This is a genomic window from Streptomyces sp. NPDC051976 (assembly GCF_040680795.1).
GTDB lineage: Bacteria > Actinomycetota > Actinomycetes > Streptomycetales > Streptomycetaceae > Actinacidiphila.
This window is the reverse complement of the sequence record NZ_JBFAXL010000001.1, coordinates 199,847-219,495: the sequence shown is the minus strand read 5'-3', so window position 1 is coordinate 219,495 and position 19,649 is coordinate 199,847. Positions and strand designations below refer to the sequence as shown.

Below are 19,649 nucleotides of genomic sequence, written 5' to 3'. Positions count from 1 at the left end.
TCCCATCGCCCGACCGCCGCTCGGCCTGCGGCCATGACCGCGTGACCGCGACCGGCCTGCGGCCCCGCCGCCGCCAACGCCCGACCGGCGGTCGGTCTCTCGCCCGGTCGGAGGGCCGGGGGCGTGACGTGTTGTCGGTGGGCGGCTCTACGCTCTGCGGGCATGGGAATGGTGACCTTCGTCGACGAGACGACATCGGGGGAGCGCCGTGACTCCTGGGGGCTGGAGATCGCGGAGGAGCGGTTGGCGTTGAGGGAGGTGATTCGGCGGCGGGTGTTTCAGGAGGTGGCGGAGTACCACGCGAGTGGGGACGAGGTGTTCCGGGGGCTGGTGCAGCCGACGGACGCGGAGCGGCTGCTCAATGGGTACCGAATGCGGACGCCGCGGCGGATAGACGCCGAGCGGCAGTGCGGGCTGGCGCTGGCGGCGTTCGAGCGGAACGGGTTCGTGGTGCTGGTGGGGGACCGGCAGGTCGAGGAGCTGGACGACGAGGTGGATCTGCCGCTGGGGACCGAAGTGGTGTTCCTGAAGCTCGTGCCGCTGGTGGGTGGCTGATGGCGGCGCCCGACTACGCGGCGGTGTGCGGCCAGCTCCGGAAGGCGGTCGCCGCGGGGGACGTGGAGGCGCTGGCGACCGAGCTGCGGTGGGTCGCGGAGGCGAACGGGCAGGACTGGACGGGCGGGGCCCGGGCAGTGATCGACCTGCTGCGGACCCTGCCCGACGGCGAGCGCGCCGTGCTGGCCGAGACGGTGGCCCGGCAGTATCTGGACTACCCTGCCATGTCGGTCCACCGGGGCAAGGTCCCCGCCCTGCCGGGGCTGATCGCCGAAGGGCTCCCCGCGCAGACCGTCGGCGCGGTGCGGGCCGCGACGCTGGCGGCGCTCGGACGGCAGTTCACCGGATGGTCGGCCGGACTGGCGAGCGTCGCCGAGGAGGAGCTCGCCGCGGGGCGCACCCTCACGCCCGAGGTCACCGCCCACTTCCGCCGCGCCGCCTGCGAGAGCTACCGGGCCGCCGGCATCGGCGAGCTGGCGAAGAAGCTCACCGAGCCCGTCCTCAACGTGGGCGAGGAGTGGGCGGACACCGCCCTCGCGGAGGCGGCCCTGCTCGGCGAGCCCTGGGGGCGGTTGCTGCGGCTGGCGCTCACCGCCACCTCGGCCAGGCCGTCCGCGAAGTGGGACAAGGACGCCCGCGCGCTGATCGAGGCCATCGGCGCCGACACCGTACGCCGGTCCGTCCTGCCGTGGCTGGCCCGTGTCGGGCGGCCCCGCACCCTGCCGCTGGAGCGCGGCGAGTTCGAACCGGACGTCAACAACCTGTACGACTCTTACAACGCGAACGCGCTACGCGGCCTGGCCTGGCTGCTGGCGCTGCTGCCACCGCACCCCGACACCGCCCGCGCCCTGGGCGCGCTGGTGGAGACGTCGCTGCGGAAGGTCGCCGGGACCGGTCCGCGCAACCCGAAGGTGGCCAACGCGGCGGTGCTGGCGCTGTCCCGCGGCGAGGGAGAGGCCGCGCTCGCCGAGCTGGCACGGCTCGCCTCCCGCGTCACCTACAAGGGCACGCTGAAACTGCTCGACGCCGCCCTGCAGGCGCGGGCCGAGGCACTCGGCCTCACCCGGGAGGAGATCGACGAGCTGGCCGTGCCCGCGTACGGCCTCACCGAGGTCGGCCACCGCCCGCACGCCCACGGCGAGTTGGCGATCCACGCCGGCAAGGCGGTGCTGACCTGGCGCAACGCGGCGGGCAAGGCCGTCAAGGGCATCCCCGCCGCCGTCCGGCGCGACCACGCCGAGGACGTCGCCGAACTGAAGGCCGCCGCCAAGGACATCGACAGGATGCTCAGCCCGCAGAGCGAGCGGCTCGACCGGCAGTTCCTGGCCCGCCGCACCTGGGCGTACACGCCCTGGCGGGAGCGCTACCTCGACCACCCCCTGACCGGCACCCTCGCCCGCCGACTGCTGTGGACGCTCGACGGCAGGACCTGCGGCTACGCGGACGGCGCGCTGCGCGACCTCACCGACGATCCGGTGGCCGTCACCGCGGACGGCGGGACCGTCGAGCTGTGGCATCCGGTGGGCCGCGACCCCGCCGAGGTCGTCGCCTGGCGCGACTGGCTGGAGCGGCACGAGATCACCCAGCCCTTCAAGCAGGCCCACCGCGAGGTGTATCTGCTCACCGACGCCGAACGCGCCACGGCCACGTACTCCAACCGCTTCGCCGCACACATCCTGCGCCAGCACCAGTTCCACTCGCTGGCCGCCGCCCGCGGCTGGACCAACAAGCTGCGGCTGATGGTCGACGACAGCTATCCGCCCGCCACCCGCGAGCTGCCGCAGTGGGGGCTGCGCGCGGAGTTCTGGATCGAGGGCGTGGGTGACGGCTACGGCGCCGACACCACGGAGTCCGGCAGCTATCTGCGGGTCGCCACCGACCAGGTCCGCTTCTATCCCCTCGACGCGCCGGTCAACCACGCCCACGCCGGCGGCGGCGGATACGGCCAGGGCTGGGGCGGCCGCGGCGGCCCCGCCGACGCCCTGCCGCTCGACGCGATACCCGCCCTCGTGCTCAGCGAGGTGCTCCGCGACGTCGACCTGTTCGTCGGCGTCGGCAGCGTAGGCAACGACCCGACGTGGCAGGACGGCGGACCCGAGGGCAGGTTCCGCGACTACTGGCACTCCTACGGCTTCGGCGAGCTCTCCCAGGGCGCCGAGACCCGCCGCGACCTGCTCACCCGCCTCGTCCCCCGGCTGGCGATCGCGGACCGCTGCACCATCGAGGGCCGTTTCCTGCACGTCAGGGGCGAGCTGCACACGTACAAGATCCACCTCGGTTCGGGCAACATCCTGATGACGCCCAACGACGCGTATCTGTGCATCGTCCCCAAGAGCGGCGACCCGTCGGCCGACGCGGGCTATCTCCCCTACGAGGGTGACCGCACGCTCGCGGTCATCCTGAGCAAGGCGATGCTCCTGGCCCGTGACACCGAGATCACGGACAGGAGCATCGTCAGCCAGCTGTGAGGGACCAGCACGATCCCCGGGAGGTCAGAAGCGGCGCGTGATCAGCGCCCGCTTCACCTCCTGGATCGCCTTGGTGACCTCGATACCGCGCGGGCAGGCGTCCGTGCAGTTGAAGGTGGTGCGGCAGCGCCAGACCCCGTCCTTGTCGTTGAGGATCTCCAGGCGCTGCTCACCGCCCTCGTCACGCGAGTCGAAGATGAAGCGGTGCGCGTTGACGATGGCGGCCGGGCCGAAGTACTGCCCGTCGTTCCAGAACACCGGGCAGGACGAGGTGCACGCGGCGCACAGGATGCACTTGGTGGTGTCGTCGAAGCGCTCGCGGTCCGCAGCGGACTGCAGCCGCTCCCGGGTCGGCTCGTTGCCCTTGGTGATGAGGAAGGGCATCACGTCGCGGTACGCCTGGAAGAACGGGTCCATGTCGACCACGAGGTCCTTGAGCACGGTCAGGCCCTTGATGGGCTCGACGGTGATCGGCTTCTCGGGGTTGATGTCCTTGATCAGCGTCTTGCACGCCAGCCGGTTCTTGCCGTTGATCCGGACCGCGTCACTGCCGCACACACCGTGCGCGCAGGACCGGCGGAAGGTCAGCGAACCGTCGATCTCCCACTTGACCTTGTGGAGGGCGTCGAGGACACGCTCCTTGGGGTCGATGGCGAGCTGGTAGTCGACCCACTCGGCCTCGGCCGCGACCTCCGGGTTGAACCGGCGGATCCGCAGCGTGACGGTGATCAGGTGCGAGGCGGTGTTCTCGGCGGCGTCCAGGGCCGCCGAGTGCTTGTCGAGCGTCGGGCTGCTCATCAGTACTTACGCTCCATCGGCTGGTAGCGGGTCTGCACGACCGGCTTGTAGTCGAGGCGGATCGACTCGACGCCGGTCGAGTCCACCTCGCGGTAGGCCATTGTGTGCCGCATGAAGTTGACGTCGTCGCGGTTGGGGAAGTCCTCGCGGTAGTGACCGCCGCGGGACTCCTTGCGGGCCAGGGCGGACACGGCCATCACCTCGGCCAGGTCGAGCAGGTTGCCCAGCTCGACGGCCTCCAGCAGGTCGGTGTTGAACCGCTTGCCCTTGTCCTGGATCGAGACGTTCTTGTAGCGGTCGCGCAGCTCGCCGATCTTCTCGACGGCGGTCTTGATGGTCTGCTCGGTGCGGAACACCATCACGTTGGCGTCCATCGTCTCCTGCAGCTCGCGGCGGATGTCCGCGACCCGCTCGGTGCCGGTGGAGGAGCGCAGCCGCTCGACCTGCTCGACGACCAGCGCCGCCGGGTCCTCCGGTAGCGTCACGTAGTCGTTGGCCTCCGCGTACTCGGCGGCGGCGATGCCGGAGCGGCGGCCGAAGACGTTGATGTCCAGCAGCGAGTTGGTGCCGAGCCGGTTCGCGCCGTGCACGGACACGCAGGCGACCTCGCCGGCCGCGTACAGACCGGGCACCACGGTGGTGTTGTCGCGCAGCACCTCGCCCTGCACGTTGGTCGGGATACCGCCCATCGCGTAGTGCGCCGTCGGCTGGATCGGGATCGGGTCGGTGTACGGCTCGATGCCCAGGTAGGTGCGGGCGAACTCGGTGATGTCCGGCAGCTTCGCGTCGAGCTGCTCCGGCGGCAGGTGGGTCAGGTCGAGGTAGACGTGGTCGCCCTCGGGACCGCAGCCGCGGCCCTCGCGGATCTCGGTGTAGATCGCCCGGGAGACGACGTCACGCGAGGCGAGGTCCTTCATGACCGGCGCGTACTTCTCCATGAAGCGCTCGCCGTCCTTGTTGCGGAGGATGCCGCCCTCACCACGGGCGCCCTCCGTCAGCAGGATGCCCATCCGCCAGATGCCCGTCGGGTGGAACTGGAAGAACTCCATGTCCTCCAGCGGCAGCCCGCGCCGGTACACGGCGGCCTGGCCGTCACCGGTCAGGGTGTGCGCGTTGGAGGTCACCTTGAAGAACTTGCCGGTGCCGCCGGACGCGTAGATCACGGCCTTCGCCTGGAAGACGTGGATCTCGCCGGTGGCCAGCTCGTACGCGACGACGCCGGCGGACCGCTGCACGCCGTCGACCTCGGTCAGGAGCTGGTCGAGGACGTAGAACTCGTTGAAGAACTCCACGCCCTCCTTCACGCAGTTCTGGTACAGCGTCTGGAGGATCATGTGACCGGTGCGGTCCGCGGCGTAGCAGGCGCGGCGCACGGCGGCCTCGCCGTGGTTGCGGGTGTGACCGCCGAACCGGCGCTGGTCGATCCGGCCCTCGGGCGTCCGGTTGAACGGCAGGCCCATCTTCTCCAGGTCGAGGACCGCGTCGATGGCCTCCTTCGCCAGGATCTCGGCGGCGTCCTGGTCGACCAGGTAGTCACCGCCCTTGATCGTGTCGAAGGTGTGCCACTCCCAGTTGTCCTCCTCGACGTTCGCGAGGGCGGCGGCCATGCCGCCCTGCGCGGCGCCGGTGTGGGAGCGGGTCGGGTAGAGCTTCGTCAGGACCGCGGTGCGGCTGCGCTTGGTGGCCTCGATGGCCGCGCGCATACCGGCGCCGCCCGCGCCGACGATGACGGTGTCGTACTTGTGGATCTGCATTGGGGTCGCTTCCCTGTCCAGCCCTGGCTTAGCGGATGTTCGGGTCGAAGGTGAAGATCACCAGCGAACCGAGCACGATGGTGAACGCCGTCGCGGTGAAGAGCAGCGTCTTGAGCCAGAGCCGGGTGTTCGCCTGCTCGGCGTAGTCGTTGATGACGGTCCGCAGGCCGTTGCCGCCGTGCAGCATGGCCAGCCACAGCATCACCAGGTCCCAGCCCTGCCAGAACGGCGAGGCCCAGCGGCCCGCGACGAACGCGAAGCCGACCTTGGTGACACCGCCGTCCAGGACGAGCTGGATCAGCAGGTGGCCGAGGACCAGGACGACGAGCACGACACCGGACAGCCGCATGAACAGCCAGCCGTACAGTTCGAAGTTGGTGCGGGTGCTGCGCGGGGTGCGCTTGGTGCGGGCGCGCGGCGGCTCGATGACAGGAGCCGGGTTCGCCGGGCTGTACGTCACGCTGGAGCCGGTCATCTCCACGGCGTCCATGGGCGTCACATCGGTGGACATATCGCTCAGCTCCCGAACAGGACTCGTGCGGCGTGGCCGAGGACCGGGTAGATCGCGCCGACCATCAGCAGGGCCCAGAGGCCGAGCACGGTCCAGAGCATCTGCTTCTGGTAGCGCGGGCCCTTGGTCCAGTAGTCGACGGCGATGATCCGCAGGCCGTTCAGCGCGTGGAAGAGGATCGCGGCGACGAGGCCGTACTCCAGCAGGCTGACGATGGGGGTCTTGTAGGTCGCGACGACCTTGTCGTAGTCCTCGGGGGAGACACGCACGAGGGCGGTGTCGAGGACGTGCACGAACAGGAAGAAGAAAATGAGGACACCGGTGACTCGATGAGCCACCCAGGACCACATGCCTTCCCGGCCGCGGTACAGCGTTCCAGCCGGCACGGAAAAAACCCTCCGGGAGCGGGGCGAGGGCTGCCGGCTTCTCTGTCGGTCACGCCCGGCCGGGTACGGTCCACCGGCCCTGGCCATCGTAGCGACGCGATGTCGGCTCGGTACCACGGGGTGGGCCAGGTGTGATCGATCCCGCACGGTCGGGTTAACCGGCCGGGGACATTCCCGGGGCGGGCGCGGCCGGCCGGGCGCCGGCGGTCGCCAGCCGCAGCAGCCGCGTACGGCAGATCCGGCGCAGCTGCTCCGCCGTGGCCACCGCTTCCTCGTCCTCGTCGTGGCCGAGCCGCTCGCGCAGGCTCTCCAGGGTGTGGTCCAGCATCGCGGCGGGGTCCGCCGGGCCGTCGCCCTCCAGCGCGATGACGAAGGCGTGGCCGAACCTCGCTTCGTACGCGGCGTGGGCGGCGCGCAGCGCGGTGTGGACGGCCAGGCCGCCGCGGTCCGGCAGCGGGGTGGTCGCCTCACCGGCCAGCGCCTCGGCGAGATCACCGGAGGTCAGGTCGTACGCCGCCTCGTCGGCCGCGGCGAGCAGCGCCTCCACCGTCGGGTACGGCCGGTGCGCGGCCACCCGGCGGGCCCACCGGTGGCTGCCGCAGCAGGCGCGCAGCATCTCCTCCGCGGCGAGGGACGACGCCTGGTTGAGCCGGTACAGCCCCTCGGACGGGGTGTCGCTGGACAGCGGCGGGCTCCTGGTGGGTCAACGGAGAGGGACAGCGGCAATGGTCAACAGATGGTCATCGGCGGGGGATGACACCACTGTAGGGGCCGCCGACACCGCGTCATCCGACGGGTGGCTGAACTTCACTCGTACGGGAGGGGCGGCGGGGGCCGTTGTTGACGGTCAGTCCCACCAGAAGGACCAGAGCCGCTCGCCGCGCAGCGCCTCGGCGTAGTCGGGGAACGGGAAGGTGCCGTCGTTGAGGTTCGACGCGCCGGTCAGGACGTGCTCCAGGGCGACGTGCGCGGCGTGCGCCGAGCTGAGCGGCGGGGAGGCCACCGAGACGAAGACCGACGAGCCCTCGATACCGACGACCCGGGCGCCGAAACGGTCCTCCCAGGTGCGCAGCAGCGCCGAGAACTCCAGCGCGGGCGCGTCCGACTCCCAGCCCGCGAGCGCCGGGAGATCGGCGGTGCGGTCGGCCCGCACCAGCGCGATGTGCGCGATGAAACGCGTGGTGAAGTAGTGCAGCATCTGGCCGACGGCGGCCCGCGCGACCGCGTCGGGCGACGGGCCCGGGTGCGGCGGGGAGGGCGCGGCCAGCCCCGGCCAGCGGGTGAACGGCGGCCCCGGGTCGGCGGCCAGCAGCGGCGCGACCTCGTTCGGCCAGATCTCGTCGATCGCCGGGTGCGGCGGGCGCAGCGAACGCGTCTCCTGGTACGAGGCCCACGAGTCGCGCAGGGACGATTCGGCGTCCACCGCGTCGATCTCCGCCACGTCGTGGCCCTCGCCGGTGGCGCACGGCCAGGCCATCAGCAGCGGCAGCCAGCCGGTCTGCCTCTGCTGCGCCTGGTAGCGGGCCCACAACCGGCCGGGGGCGACGACCGGTTCGTCGCTCAGCCACAGGCCGGGGGAGGACCCGGGGACGAGTCTGCCCGGTGGGAGGCCGTCGGGGAGCCCGCCGTGGAGACGGTCCAGAATCATCGGAAGGCTCCTCGGCGGGCTCATGTCGACTAACGACGGCCGGGGGCCGCCTCCCCCCACAGGAGCGTCCCCGGCCGCCGTCTTGTACGGCGTATCCCAGTCCAAAAGTGTCACAGCCGCATTTGAGGCAGGATGGGGCGAGTGTGCGAGGGGGTGGCGCCAGAGGTGGATCTGGATACCGCGGTGAGCGCGGCGCAACGGGGTGACGAGACCGCGTTCCGCGTCGTGTACCGCGCTGTGCAACCGCAGTTGCTGCAGTACGTCCGCAGCCTGGTCGGTCCGGTCGACGCCGAGGACGTCGCCTCCGAGGCCTGGCTGCAGATCGCCCGCGACCTGCCCAACTTCCGCGGCCCCGGTGAGTCGATCCGCGGCTGGGCGGCCCGGATAGCCCGCAACCGGGCGCTCGACCACATCCGCGCCCGCAGCAGACGGCCCGTCTCGGGCGCGGGGGTGGACGAACTCGTCCAGCTTCCCGACCGGTCCGACACCGCGGGCGAGGCGCTCGACGCGGTCGCCACCGACCGCGCCCTGGCCGCCATCGCCTCGCTGCCGCGCGAGCAGGCCGAGGCGGTGCTGCTGCGGGTCGTGATGGGCCTGGACTCCACGAGCGCCGCGCTCGTCCTCGGCAAACGCCCGGGTTCCGTCCGAATGGCCACCCACCGGGGGCTGCGGCGCCTCGCGGAACTTCTGGAAAACGACGGACAACGATCAGATGTGACGTTTTCCGTGTCGAAGGCGCTTTGAGGAATTGAGATGAGGCACACCCGACGACACGAGCCCGCCCCCGACCCCGCCCCCGGTCCCGGCGGCGACCCCGCGCGGGCAACCCGCGGCACCGGGGCGGACAGCGGTGACCGGCAGGGGTGGCTGGACGAGGCGGCCGCGGAAGTGCTGCTGGACGGCGGGGTCGTGGTGCCCGCCGACGCGTGGGACGCGGTGAACGCGGCGCGGCTGGCGCAACTGCTCGCGGCGGCGGCCTCGGTGACGGTACGGCGCCCGCCGGGCGCGGCGCTGCGCGAGGACGCGGCGGTCATGGCCTTCCGGGCGGCGCGGGTCTCGGCGCCCGGCCGGACCCTGCGGACGGCCGTGCCCGACGAGGCGCCGCCGGCCGCCGCCTCGCGCGGGTTCTTCCGGTGGAGCCGGGCGGCGCGGCCGTCCGGCGGCCCGAGGCCGTCGCGGGTGCGCGCCCTGCGGGTGTCGGCCGCGGCCGCGGTGTCGGTGCTCGCGGTCGGCGGCATGGCGGTCGCCGTGGCCGGAGGACGGTACGTACTGCCCGGGGACGGCGCCGGGTCGGGGCCGGTCAGCAGGCCGCCCGCGGCCGTGGCACCGGACGGGGCCACCGCGGGCCCGGCGACCACGCCGCCCGTGACGCGCGCGGTCCCGCAGCCGCCGCGGACCCCGGCGCCCCAGAGCCCGTCGGCCTCGCCGACCCCCTCGGCGCCCGCGGACCCGTCGGACGCCTCGCACCCGGCAGAAGCCGCGCCCAAGGCGCCCCGCACCCCCGTACCCGCGCTGCCCGCCACCTCCTGCGGCGCGCAGCACAAGGACGGGTCGGCGTCCTGCCACCGGCCGTCGCACCACAGGCACCACGGGGGTCACCGGCGGCACGACCCCACACCTGCGCCGACGCACGGAAAGCACGCCAAGAGCGGGCCGCGCGGCGGCCGCTGACCGGCGGGTGACGTTTCCGGGAGCCCGTGCGCTTTAGGAAGTGGACCGACTGGTCATCGGTCCTGGACCCCGGTTCTCCCCGTACCGGGGTCCTCGCACAGAGCGCGGCCGGGCGCATTCCCCCTGCCCGGCCGCGCTTGTGTGCGTCAACGCCTCACCACCGGCACCTCACCAGTAGACGACGACCTTGTCACCGACCCTCACCTGGTCGAAGAGCGAGGCGATCGCCGCCTTGTCGCGGACGTTGACGCAGCCGTGGGACGCACCCGCGTAGCCGCGGGCCGCGAAGTCGGACGAGTAGTGCACCGCCTGGCCGCCGCTGAAGAACATCGCGTACGGCATGGCCGTGTGGTAGATCGTCGAGACGTGGTCGCGGCTCTTGGAGTTGACGTGGAAGAGGCCCTCGCGCGTCGGCGTGTACTGCGAGCCGAACCGTACGTCCATGGTCGCCAGCACCTTGCCGTTGACCACCCAGGACAGTGTGCGCGTGGTCTTGCTCACACAGATCGCGCGGCCGGTCATGCAGCGCGCGTCCAGCTTGCCCGCGGGCTTGTTGGTGACGACCGGGTACAGCTCCTTGTGGGTGGGCACCCGGGTCAGCGAGCCGAGCTTGGTCCAGGTGGCCTGGGTGACGTGCCCGGTCGAGGGCAGTCCGTGCCGCTCCTGGAAGTCGCTCACCGCGTGCTCGGTGACGGTGCCGTAGAAGCCGGTCACCGCCTGGCTGAACAGGTGCAGCTGCGCCAGCCTGGCCTGCAGCTCGCGGACCTTCTCACTGGTCGAGCCGTTGGCGATGACGGAGGCCGGGGCGACGGGCGGCTTGGTCGTGGCCGACGGTGCCGGGGCCGCGGCCGTGGTGTGCGTCGCCGACGGGTCCGAACCCGCGGTCGACGGGTCGGTGGCGGCCGGTGCGCCGGTGGTCGCGGACGTCGAGGGGGCCGCAGTGGTCGGCTGCGACGTGCCCCCCTTGTCCGCCGTGCTGCCGGTCGGCCCGCAGCCCACGAGCACGGCCGCGGTCAGCGCCGCTGACACGGCCGCGACGGCCACGGATATCGGCGATCTCCTGCCCATTCCCATCCCCTCATCCCCCTGAAAGCGCTCTTGTCCTCCCCTAGACACCGATTCCCGGCCGCGCGGTTGCGGGAACTCGGGGGAAGACTGTGAGGAAGGTCCCAGCCGGGTTGTCCCCACGGCACGCACGCCCGCCACTACAGTCCGTGCCGGGGACACACGGCTACTCGCGGGTAAGAACGAGTCAGCGGCATACCGTCCAGCACCAACCCATCCAGCACTGCGGAGGCGTGAGCATGACGCGCGAGTCGGAATCCGGGCTGCCGATCGAGCCGGTCTACGGTCCGGACGCACTCGGGGACTGGGATCCCGCCGAGAGGCTGGGTGAGCCCGGTGGTTACCCGTTCACCCGTGGTGTCTACCCGTCGATGTACACCGGGCGCCCCTGGACGATGCGGCAGTACGCGGGCTTCGGCACCGCCTCGGAGTCCAACGCGCGCTACCAGCAGCTCATCGCCAACGGCACCATGGGCCTGTCGGTCGCCTTCGACCTGCCCACCCAGATGGGCCACGACTCGGACGCCGCCATCTCGCACGGCGAGGTCGGCAAGGTCGGGGTGGCCATCGACTCCGTCGAGGACATGAAGGTGCTCTTCGCCGGCATCCCGCTGGACAAGGTGTCCACCTCGATGACGATCAACGCGCCCGCCGCGCTGCTGCTGCTGCTCTACCAGCTCGTCGGCGAGGAGCAGGGCGTGAGCGCGGGCGCGCTCACCGGCACCATCCAGAACGACGTGCTCAAGGAGTACATCGCCCGCGGCACGTACATCTTCCCGCCCAAGCCCAGCCTGCGGCTGATCGCCGACATCTTCCAGTACTGCAGGGCCGAGATCCCCAAGTGGAACACCATCTCGATCTCCGGCTACCACATGGCCGAGGCCGGGGCGTCGCCCGCGCAGGAGATCGCCTTCACGCTGGCCGACGGCATCGAGTACGTGCGCACCGCGGTCGCCGCCGGGATGGACGTGGACGACTTCGCCCCGAGGCTGTCGTTCTTCTTCGTCTCGCGGACCACGATCTTGGAGGAGGTCGCGAAGTTCCGCGCCGCCCGCCGGATCTGGGCCAAGGTGATGCGCGAGGAGTTCGGCGCCAAGAACCCCAAGTCGCAGATGCTGCGCTTCCACACCCAGACCGCCGGCGTGCAGCTCACCGCGCAGCAGCCCGAGGTCAACCTGGTGCGTGTCGCGGTCCAGGGCCTGGCGGCGGTACTCGGCGGCACCCAGTCGCTGCACACCAACTCCTTCGACGAGGCCATCGCGCTGCCCACCGACAAGTCGGCCCGGCTGGCGCTGCGCACCCAGCAGGTGCTGGCCTACGAGACCGACGTCACCGCGACCGTCGACCCGTTCGCGGGCAGCTACGTGGTGGAGAAGCTCACCGACGACGTCGAGGCCGCCGCGCTGGAACTGATGGCGAAGGTCGAGGACATGGGCGGCGCGGTCGCCGCGATCGAGCGCGGCTTCCAGAAGTCGCAGATCGAGACCAGCGCCTACCGGATCGCCCTGGAGACCGACTCCGGCGAGCGGGTCGTGGTCGGCGTCAACCGCTACAAGCTCGACGAGGAAGAGCCCTACGAGCCGCTGCGGGTCGACCCCGCGATCGAGGCCCAGCAGGCACAACGGCTGGCCGAGCTGCGCGCCCGCCGCGACCAGAAGGCCGTCGACACCGCACTGGCCGAACTCCGCAAGGCCGCAGAAGGCACCGACAACGTCCTCTACCCGATGAAGGAAGCACTGCGCGCCCGGGCCACCGTCGGCGAGGTCTGCAACGCACTGCGCGAGGTCTGGGGCACCTACGTCCCCACCGACGCCTTCTGATCCGGTCGGCGGGGCTCCTCAGCGCTGCTCAGTGCTCCTCGGCGCGGAGCCCCGCTCACATCAGGTGGATCTGGGTGAGCAGCATCGCCACCAGCACGGTGAGCGTCCAGCCCGCGATCTGCTCGACGAGGTGCCGTCGGTCCTTCGGGCCACCGGTGCCGGTGGTGGGCTCGGTGCGGGGTGCGGCGATCTCGCTCATGGCGTCGGTCCTCATCGTGCGGAAACGTCACGGCCCCCCGGAGCCCTCCACGATGCGTGTTCCGCCACCGCCCGGTAAAGGGGCAGTGACGGAACTCACCGGGGTGAAGCGGCTCAAAACGGTCAGCCCAGCGCCGCCTTCTTGAACGCGCGGGCCCGCCGGGCGACCCTGCGCACGGTCCGGTTGCGCGGCACGAACGCCAGCCGGGCCGGGACCGCGCCGGGCAGCCCCAGCGAGGTGAGCCGCCGCCGCTTGAAGTACGGCCAGGTCGCCGGGGTCAGCTGGGTCGCCAGATACTCCGTGGCCTCGGCCCGCAGCCGCGGGTGCGCCTTGGGCTGCATGCAGAAGCCCACCGCCCGCAGCAGCGGGGTGAGGTCCGCGGCCACCTGCTCGGGCGACGGCGGCGACCAGGACCGTACGGCCGCGGCGTCGGCCAGGTCGGGCAGCAGCGCGTGCACGATTGTCACCGGCACCCGGTTGCTGTTCTGGTACGGCGACAGCCGCTCCAGCAGCAGGCCGGTTCCGGTACGGGCGACCGGGATGCCGTAGAGCACCGACGCGGTCAGCAGCGCGGTGGAGAAGCAGCCGACGACCAGGGCGGGCCGGGACCGCTGGTAGACGACCTCGGCCAGCAGCGGGGTGTTGAGCACGGTGAGCCGCACCTTGAGCCGCTCGGCCTCGCGCTCCAGCGGCTCCGTCCAGTGCGCGGGCGCCACCGGGTGCGGCTTGAAGACGATCTCGGTGTGCCCGAGCTTCGCGGCGCCGCGCACCATCGACAGGTGCAGCTCCTCCTCCTCGGCCGCGGTGAGGATGCCCAGCGCCGACAGGTACTGGCCGAGCAGCAGCGCCGCGCCCTCGGGCACGTTCGCCAGGCTCTCCTCGGCGGTGTCCGCCGACGCCTCGGCCAGCTCGCAGAGCACCTTCGCGAAGCCCTCGGACGGGATGACCCGCGGCTCCACCCCGTGCTCGGTGAGCAGCAGCGGGCGCAGTCCGGGGACGACGTCGAGGTGCAGCAGCCGGTCGATCCTGGTGTCCACCAGCGGACCGATCTTGTTACGGGTCGGGCCGTACGACATCAGGCCGTCCGCGTAGACGGTGATCGGCGCGCCCATGAAGCAGTTCGCCACCGCCAGCGCGGGCTCGACCTGGATCGACTCCACGACCAGGGACAGCTCGTCGGTGCCCAGGTCCCACAGCATCCGCAGATGCCGCTCCCACAGCGGGGTGTCGTCGGCCCGCGGCGACCAGCCGCCCGGGTGCAGCGGGTGGATCGCCTCGTTCCACGACAGGACGCGGTCGAAACGGGCGGCGAGCGCCTCGAAGCCGGGAGCCTCGCGGACGTCCGGGGTGGTCTCGGGTACCGCGGCGTTGTTGCTGACCACCAGCAGCCTGCGGTCGGCGTCGGGCAGCGAGCCGGTGTCCAGGGCGGCCGCGAGCGTGGCGACGCCGTAGAGGGTGGAGGCGAGGAAGATCTGAGTACGTGCCATCACGCGACCGCCGATCCTTCGTTGTCGCGGGCATCGGGATCGTCGTCGAGGTCCGGGTCACCGCCCGGGGCGCCGCCGCCGGGCGCGGCCGGGGCGGCCGGGGGAGCGGAGCCGGGGTGGGACCGGGAGTCCAGGTCGTCGGTGCGCACCGGCACCCGCCAGCGCAGCCGGCGGATCTTCACGCTGCGCTCCAGGTCCATCGAGTCCAGCGCCTCGGTCAGCACGTCCTGCGGGAGCGCCTTGAGGGCCGCCGCGCTCATCGCCCGCAGCTTGCGCGCGATGGCCGGCTCGAACCGCTCGATGTTGCCCAGGTGGTGGGCGATGATCGCGCAGTAGGTGCGTACCGCCTTGGGCAGGAACAGCTCCGCGTCCCGGTCCGCGGTGATGTCGGCGATCACCTGGTCGAAGGAGCGGATGAAGTCGAGCTGCCGCACGTCGCCGATCTGGGTCAGCGAGGTGGCGACACCGCGGCGGTAGAAGACGCCCATCAGGCCGACCACCGCGAAGGACTCGGCCTCCCGGTGCAGCCGCCAGATCCACGGGCGGTCCTCCGCGGTACGCAGCCCGTCGGGGAAGTGCAGCAGTCCGGCGTCCACCAGCCGGCGGTGGTAGATCCCGGCCCAGGCGAACGGGTAGTCCACCGAGGTGGACCGGTCCGCGGGCAGGATCGCCTCGCGCGGGGTGAGCGCCACCCCGCGGCGGCCGTGCGGCACCCGGATGATGTTGCGCGCCCGGCCGGTGCACTGCACATGGTCGGTGCGGACGAAGTCGGTGCCCAACCCCTCGATGGCGCCGAGCAGTTGCTCCAGGTAGCCGGGGCCGTACCAGTCGTCGCCGTCGAGGAACGTCAGGTACTCGCCACGGGCGTTGTCGATGCCCGTGTTACGGGCGGTGGCGAGACCGCCGTTGCGCTCGTGCCGTACCAGGCGGGCGCCGGGGAGGCTGTCGACCGCCTGTTCCAGCAGGCGCGGTGTCTGGTCGGTCGACCTGTCGTCCACCAGGACGAATTCGAAATCCGGGCGGGCATTGGCCCGGAGGCTGCGCAGCGCGTCGGGTACGTATTGCTGCACATTGAAAAAGGGCACGATGACGGAGAGCTTGACCACCCGCCGTACATTAGGCCGCCGCCCGGCATTTAACTTTGCGTCCGGCGTACATCTGCGTAAACGGCCGATGACGGGACGGTGGACCGGCCTCCCCGTTGGGCCCCGCTCGGGGGGACCCGACGCGCGTATAGCGGACAGCTTTTGATCAACTGCCAAGTCGCGGCATTTTGTTTACCTTCCGTTGGTCGGCAATTGGCGAGTTGAACTCAACCGCTTCCTAGCGTCTGCGTCGTGCCAAAACGTAAGCCCGGACCCCTGCGGGTCACTGTGATCGCCGACTCGGACACCAGGTGGAAATGGGGTGCGCTGACCGCGCGCCGGATCGACCCGGATGCCCGTCTCGACGCCCGCCTGCTGCGGGGCCGGGCCACTCCCACCGCGCGTCAGCTCGCCGAACTCGGCATCCCCGCCGACTCGATGACCGAGTCGACCGCCGCGGAGATCCTCGCCGCCACCGACGAGGACTCCTGCGACGTGGTCGTGCTGGCCTGCGTCGGCGGCACCGTCCAGGCGCTGCTGCACGGCTTCGCCCGCGCCTGGCAGGACCGCCCGCGGCGGCCGTTGGTGATCACCGGATACGTCGGCGTGGTCTACGAGAAGCTCGCCGACGGCCTGCTGCTGCGCGCCGGGGCCGATGTCGTACTGGCCAACAGCGCCGACGACGCGCGCCGCTTCCGCCACGTCTACGAGGGCGTCGGACACCCCACCGGCGCGATCGTGGAGACCGCGCTGCCCTTCCTCGGCGGCGAGCCCTACCAGGCAGACGCCACACGGCCGTTCACCGTCACCTTCGCCGTCCAGCCCTCCGCGCCGGAAGGCCGGGCGGACCGGATCCACCTGCTGCGCCGGGCCGTCTCCCACGCCCGCGGGCACGCCGACCGCGAAGTGCTGGTGAAGCTGCGCAGCAAGCCGGGCGAGCACACCACGCACATCGAGGAGCACCCGTACCAGCGGCTGGTCGCCGCCCTCGATCCGCCGGACAACCTGCGGCTGGTCTACGGGAACATGGCCGAGGTCCTGGACCGTACCGACCTGCTCGTCACCGTCAGCTCCACCGCGGCGCTCGAAGCGCTGCACCGGGGCGTGCCGACCGCGATCCTCACCGATCTCGGCATCCGCGAGTCGCTCGGCAACCACCACTTCCTCGGCTCGGGCTGCTACGCCTCCTGGGACGAACTCGACGAGGGGCGCGTGCCGCGGGCCGACCCCGAGTGGACCGCCGCGCACGGCGTGGCCGCCCAGGCGCCCTTCGCCGCGCTGCGCGCCCGCGTCGAGGCGCTGCTCGCCGAGCCCGAACTGCCCGCGCTCGCCCCGTACTACACGCTCCGCACCGCCCCCGGTTACCTCCCCGGCGTCCTGGCCCGGCACGGCCTCGACCCCAAGGGCGAGCCCGCGGCGGGCCTCGCGCCCCGCGACCCCGGCCCCGTCCGCCGCGCCGTCCGCGACCTCGTCCGCAACTCCGCCCGCACCGCCTACCGCCAGGGCGTCCAGCGCGTAGCCCCCGCCATCCGCCGCTGGGGCCAGCTATGAAGCGCGCTGCGCTTGCGGAGTACCAGGCACCGGAGTGCCCCGTTAGGGGCGCGGGGAACTGCGCGACCAGCCCGCGACGGGCTGCAGGTCACCACCGGCCCCAATGGGGCAGACGCGTTGTTTCCCGACCACCGGCCCGGTGGGGCCTGGCCGCGCAGTTCCCCGCGCCCCTACGGGGCACGTCCTCCGCGCGAGCAGCGCAGTTCCCCGCGCCCCTGAAAAACAGGCCCTCCGCAGGCGCAGCCCGCGTCCCCGCGCCCCTTCGGGGCACGGCCTTCCGCAAGCCCGCCGCGCAGCGGCGAACCGCATCGGGCGGGGCCCGAGAGAAGACAGGAGCCACCTCATGACCGACTCGTCCAGCAACCCGGCCGGAGGCCAGGTGCTCGCGGTGATCCCCGCACGCGGCGGCTCCAAGGGCGTGCCCGGGAAGAACCTCGCGCCGGTGGGCGGCATCCCGCTGGTGGCCCGGGCGATCCGGGCGTGCACGGGCGCGCACAGGGTGAGCGCCGTGGTGGTGTCGACGGACGACCCGGCGATCGCCGAGGTCGCCAGATCCGCCGGCGCCGAGGTCGTACTGCGGCCCGTGGCCATCGCGGGGGACACCGCGACCAGCGAGGCCGCGGTGCTGCACGCCATGGACGCGCACGCCGCGATGACCGGCACGGGCGCGGACGTGGTGCTGCTCGTACAGTGCACCAGCCCGTTCCTGACCGCCGCCGAGATCGACGACGTGGTCGCCGCGGTCACCGAGGGCGGCGCCGACACCGCGCACACCGTCACCCCCTTCCACGGCTTCGTCTGGCGCGACGAGGACTCCGGCTACGGCGTCAACCACGACAAGGCCACCCGCCCGCGCCGCCAGGACCGCCCGCAGGACCTGCTGGAGACCGGCGCCGCGTACGCGATGCGCGCCGACGGCTTCCGCGCCGCCGGGCACCGCTTCTTCGGCAGGACCGCGCTGGTCCGCACCGACCCCGCCCGGGTGCTGGAGATCGACGACCCGGCCGACCTGGCCAGGGCCCGCGCGCTCGCCCCGCTGCTGGACTCCGCCGCCACCACCCCGACCCGCGACGACGTCGACGCGGTCGTCCTCGACTTCGACGGCACCCAGACCGACGACCGGGTGCTGATCGACTCCGACGGGCACGAGGCCGTCACCGTGCACCGCGGTGACGGGCTCGGCATCGCGGCACTGCGCCGCGCCGGACTGCCCGTCCTGATCCTGTCCACCGAGACCAACCCGGTCGTCGCCGCCCGGGCCCGCAAGCTCCAGGTCCCCGTCCTGCACGGCATCGACCGCAAGGACATCGCGCTCAAGCAGTGGTGCGAGGAGAACGGCATCGCACCCGAGCGCGTGCTCTACGCGGGCAACGACGTCAACGACCTGCCGTGCTTCGGCCTGGTCGGCTGGCCCGTCGCCGTCGCCGGCGCCCATGACGTGGTGCGTGCCGCGGCCCGCGCCGTCACCACCACGCACGGCGGCCACGGCGCGATCCGCGAGATCGCCGCCTGGCTGCTGGGCCCGACCCTCTCCCGCTGACCCCAGCTCCCTCCTCCCGTTCTGTCCCGTCCCGGACCGACACACCCCCGTAGTCCCGAACCGTAAGGAACACCCTCGTGACCACTTCTGTCCCCGCGAACCTGCGCAGCGTCGGCTCCCGCCACATCGGCAACGGGCAGCCCGTCTACGTCACCGGCGAGATCGGCATCAACCACAACGGCGACCTGGAGAACGCGTTCGCCCTGATCGACGCGGCCGTCGCGGCGGGCTGCGACGCGGTCAAGTTCCAGAAGCGCACCCCGGAGATCTGCACCCCGCGCGACCAGTGGGAGATCGAGCGCGACACCCCCTGGGGCCGTATGACGTACATCGACTACCGGCACCGCGTCGAGTTCGACGAGGACGGCTACCGGGCGATCGACGAGTACTGCCGCAAGCGCGGTATCGACTGGTTCGCCTCCCCGTGGGACGTCGAGTCCGTCGCCTTCCTGGAGAAGTTCGACGTGCCCGCCCACAAGGTGGCCTCCGCCTGCCTGACCGACGACGACCTGCTGCGCGCGCTGCGCGCCACCGGCCGCACCGTGATCCTGTCCACCGGCATGTCGACGCCGCGGCAGATCCGGCACGCGGTCGAGGTGCTCGGCAGCGACAACATCGTGCTGTGCCACGCCACGTCGACGTACCCGGCCAAGCACGAAGAGCTGAACCTGCGCATGATCAACACCCTGCAGTCCGAGTACCCGAACGTGCCCGTCGGCTACTCCGGCCACGAGGTCGGCCTGCAGACCACGCTCGCCGCGGTCGCCCTCGGCGCCGTCTTCGTCGAGCGCCACATCACCCTCGACCGCGCCATGTGGGGCTCCGACCAGGCCGCCTCGGTCGAGTCGCAGGGTCTGGAGCGCCTGGTGCGCGACATCCGGATCATCGAGACCTCCCTCGGTGACGGCGTCAAGAAGGTCTACGAGGGCGAGCTCGGCCCGATGAAGAAGCTGCGCAGGGTCGCGGGCGTCGTCGCCGAGGCCGAGGCCGAGGGCGCGGACGCCCCCGCCGCGGTCTGACACCTGTGCGCGGTACCGAACAGCGGTTCCACCAGGGCGGGTTAGCCCCCGCTTCCCCCCGGACGCCTCCGCGCCAGCGGATACGGAAACGG

18 protein-coding genes are annotated in these 19,649 nt (G+C 72.0%); 8 read left to right on the top strand and 10 right to left on the bottom strand.

What is annotated here, in order from left to right; all coding sequences use genetic code 11:
- Nucleotides 1-162: 162 nt before the first annotated feature.
- Together AB0M29_RS01035 and AB0M29_RS01030 are read left to right on the top strand one after the other, a co-directional pair.
- Nucleotides 163-555: a hypothetical protein gene (locus AB0M29_RS01035; RefSeq protein ID WP_365377051.1), complete on the top strand. Its 393-nt coding sequence runs from the start codon at nt 163-165 to the stop codon at nt 553-555.
- Nucleotides 555-3,023 (top strand): DUF4132 domain-containing protein, encoded by a 2,469-nt coding sequence (locus AB0M29_RS01030; RefSeq protein ID WP_365377049.1) that lies wholly within the window; start codon nt 555-557, stop codon nt 3,021-3,023. The genes AB0M29_RS01035 and AB0M29_RS01030 overlap by 1 nt, the downstream gene beginning before the upstream one ends.
- Nucleotides 3,024-3,047: 24 nt before the next feature.
- Here the strand turns inward: AB0M29_RS01030 and AB0M29_RS01025 are convergent, their stop codons facing one another.
- The 6 genes from AB0M29_RS01025 to AB0M29_RS01000 all read right to left on the bottom strand — a co-directional run bounded on the left by AB0M29_RS01025 (nt 3,048) and on the right by AB0M29_RS01000 (nt 8,120).
- Nucleotides 3,048-3,821, bottom strand: coding sequence for a succinate dehydrogenase iron-sulfur subunit (locus tag AB0M29_RS01025; RefSeq protein ID WP_365377046.1), 774 nt, complete (start codon nt 3,819-3,821; stop codon nt 3,048-3,050).
- Complete coding sequence (gene sdhA, locus AB0M29_RS01020; RefSeq protein WP_365377043.1) at nt 3,821-5,575, bottom strand: succinate dehydrogenase flavoprotein subunit; 1,755 nt, start codon at nt 5,573-5,575, stop codon at nt 3,821-3,823. The genes AB0M29_RS01025 and sdhA overlap by 1 nt, the downstream gene beginning before the upstream one ends.
- Nucleotides 5,576-5,603: 28 nt before the next feature.
- Entirely contained in the window at nt 5,604-6,086 is a 483-nt protein-coding gene (locus AB0M29_RS01015) for a succinate dehydrogenase hydrophobic membrane anchor subunit (RefSeq protein WP_365377040.1), read from the bottom strand.
- Nucleotides 6,087-6,091: 5 nt separating this feature from the next.
- Nucleotides 6,092-6,472, bottom strand: a complete 381-nt coding sequence (sdhC, locus tag AB0M29_RS01010; RefSeq protein WP_188279402.1) for a succinate dehydrogenase, cytochrome b556 subunit — start codon at nt 6,470-6,472, stop codon at nt 6,092-6,094.
- 154 nt (nt 6,473-6,626) lie between these two features.
- The gene (locus AB0M29_RS01005) at nt 6,627-7,088 is read right to left on the bottom strand and encodes a 2-oxo-4-hydroxy-4-carboxy-5-ureidoimidazoline decarboxylase (protein ID WP_365377038.1); all 462 of its coding nucleotides are present in this window, start codon (nt 7,086-7,088) and stop codon (nt 6,627-6,629) included.
- A 231-nt stretch (nt 7,089-7,319) separates the two neighbouring features.
- On the bottom strand, nt 7,320-8,120 hold the full coding sequence (locus AB0M29_RS01000; protein WP_365377035.1) for a DUF4253 domain-containing protein: 801 nt from the start codon (nt 8,118-8,120) through the stop codon (nt 7,320-7,322).
- Nucleotides 8,121-8,252: 132 nt separating this feature from the next.
- Here AB0M29_RS01000 and AB0M29_RS00995 point away from each other — a divergent pair, with 132 nt between their 5' ends.
- Together AB0M29_RS00995 and AB0M29_RS00990 are read left to right on the top strand one after the other, a co-directional pair.
- Entirely contained in the window at nt 8,253-8,864 is a 612-nt protein-coding gene (locus AB0M29_RS00995; protein ID WP_365377032.1) for an RNA polymerase sigma factor, read from the top strand.
- 9 nt (nt 8,865-8,873) lie between these two features.
- On the top strand, nt 8,874-9,791 hold the full coding sequence (locus AB0M29_RS00990) for a hypothetical protein (protein ID WP_365377029.1): 918 nt from the start codon (nt 8,874-8,876) through the stop codon (nt 9,789-9,791).
- Nucleotides 9,792-9,959: 168 nt separating this feature from the next.
- On the opposite strand, the gene AB0M29_RS00985 is transcribed toward AB0M29_RS00990, so the two are convergent.
- On the bottom strand, nt 9,960-10,859 hold the full coding sequence (locus tag AB0M29_RS00985; RefSeq protein ID WP_365377027.1) for a L,D-transpeptidase family protein: 900 nt from the start codon (nt 10,857-10,859) through the stop codon (nt 9,960-9,962).
- Between the two features lie 236 nt (nt 10,860-11,095).
- On the opposite strand from AB0M29_RS00985, the gene AB0M29_RS00980 reads away from it, so the two are divergent.
- Nucleotides 11,096-12,676 carry a methylmalonyl-CoA mutase family protein gene (locus tag AB0M29_RS00980; protein WP_365377024.1) on the top strand — a complete coding sequence of 527 codons (1,581 nt, stop codon included), beginning with the start codon at nt 11,096-11,098 and terminating at the stop codon, nt 12,674-12,676.
- Nucleotides 12,677-12,731: 55 nt separating this feature from the next.
- Here the strand turns inward: AB0M29_RS00980 and AB0M29_RS00975 are convergent, their stop codons facing one another.
- The 3 genes from AB0M29_RS00975 to AB0M29_RS00965 all read right to left on the bottom strand — a co-directional run bounded on the left by AB0M29_RS00975 (nt 12,732) and on the right by AB0M29_RS00965 (nt 15,468).
- On the bottom strand, nt 12,732-12,875 hold the full coding sequence (locus AB0M29_RS00975; protein WP_365377022.1) for an SCO1431 family membrane protein: 144 nt from the start codon (nt 12,873-12,875) through the stop codon (nt 12,732-12,734).
- A gap of 122 nt (nt 12,876-12,997) precedes the next feature.
- Nucleotides 12,998-14,362, bottom strand: a complete 1,365-nt coding sequence (locus tag AB0M29_RS00970; protein WP_365377019.1) for a polysialyltransferase family glycosyltransferase — start codon at nt 14,360-14,362, stop codon at nt 12,998-13,000.
- The gene (locus tag AB0M29_RS00965; RefSeq protein WP_365377016.1) at nt 14,362-15,468 is read right to left on the bottom strand and encodes a glycosyltransferase family 2 protein; all 1,107 of its coding nucleotides are present in this window, start codon (nt 15,466-15,468) and stop codon (nt 14,362-14,364) included. Before AB0M29_RS00965 ends, AB0M29_RS00970 begins: the two co-directional genes overlap by 1 nt.
- A gap of 231 nt (nt 15,469-15,699) precedes the next feature.
- Here AB0M29_RS00965 and AB0M29_RS00960 point away from each other — a divergent pair, with 231 nt between their 5' ends.
- The 3 genes from AB0M29_RS00960 (at nt 15,700) to AB0M29_RS00950 (ending at nt 19,557) form a co-directional block, all read left to right on the top strand.
- Entirely contained in the window at nt 15,700-16,998 is a 1,299-nt protein-coding gene (locus AB0M29_RS00960) for a DUF6716 putative glycosyltransferase (RefSeq protein ID WP_365377014.1), read from the top strand.
- Between the two features lie 343 nt (nt 16,999-17,341).
- Nucleotides 17,342-18,538 carry an acylneuraminate cytidylyltransferase gene (locus AB0M29_RS00955; protein WP_365377011.1) on the top strand — a complete coding sequence of 399 codons (1,197 nt, stop codon included), beginning with the start codon at nt 17,342-17,344 and terminating at the stop codon, nt 18,536-18,538.
- 77 nt (nt 18,539-18,615) lie between these two features.
- Nucleotides 18,616-19,557: an N-acetylneuraminate synthase family protein gene (locus AB0M29_RS00950; RefSeq protein ID WP_365377009.1), complete on the top strand. Its 942-nt coding sequence runs from the start codon at nt 18,616-18,618 to the stop codon at nt 19,555-19,557.
- Nucleotides 19,558-19,649: the final 92 nt, after the last annotated feature.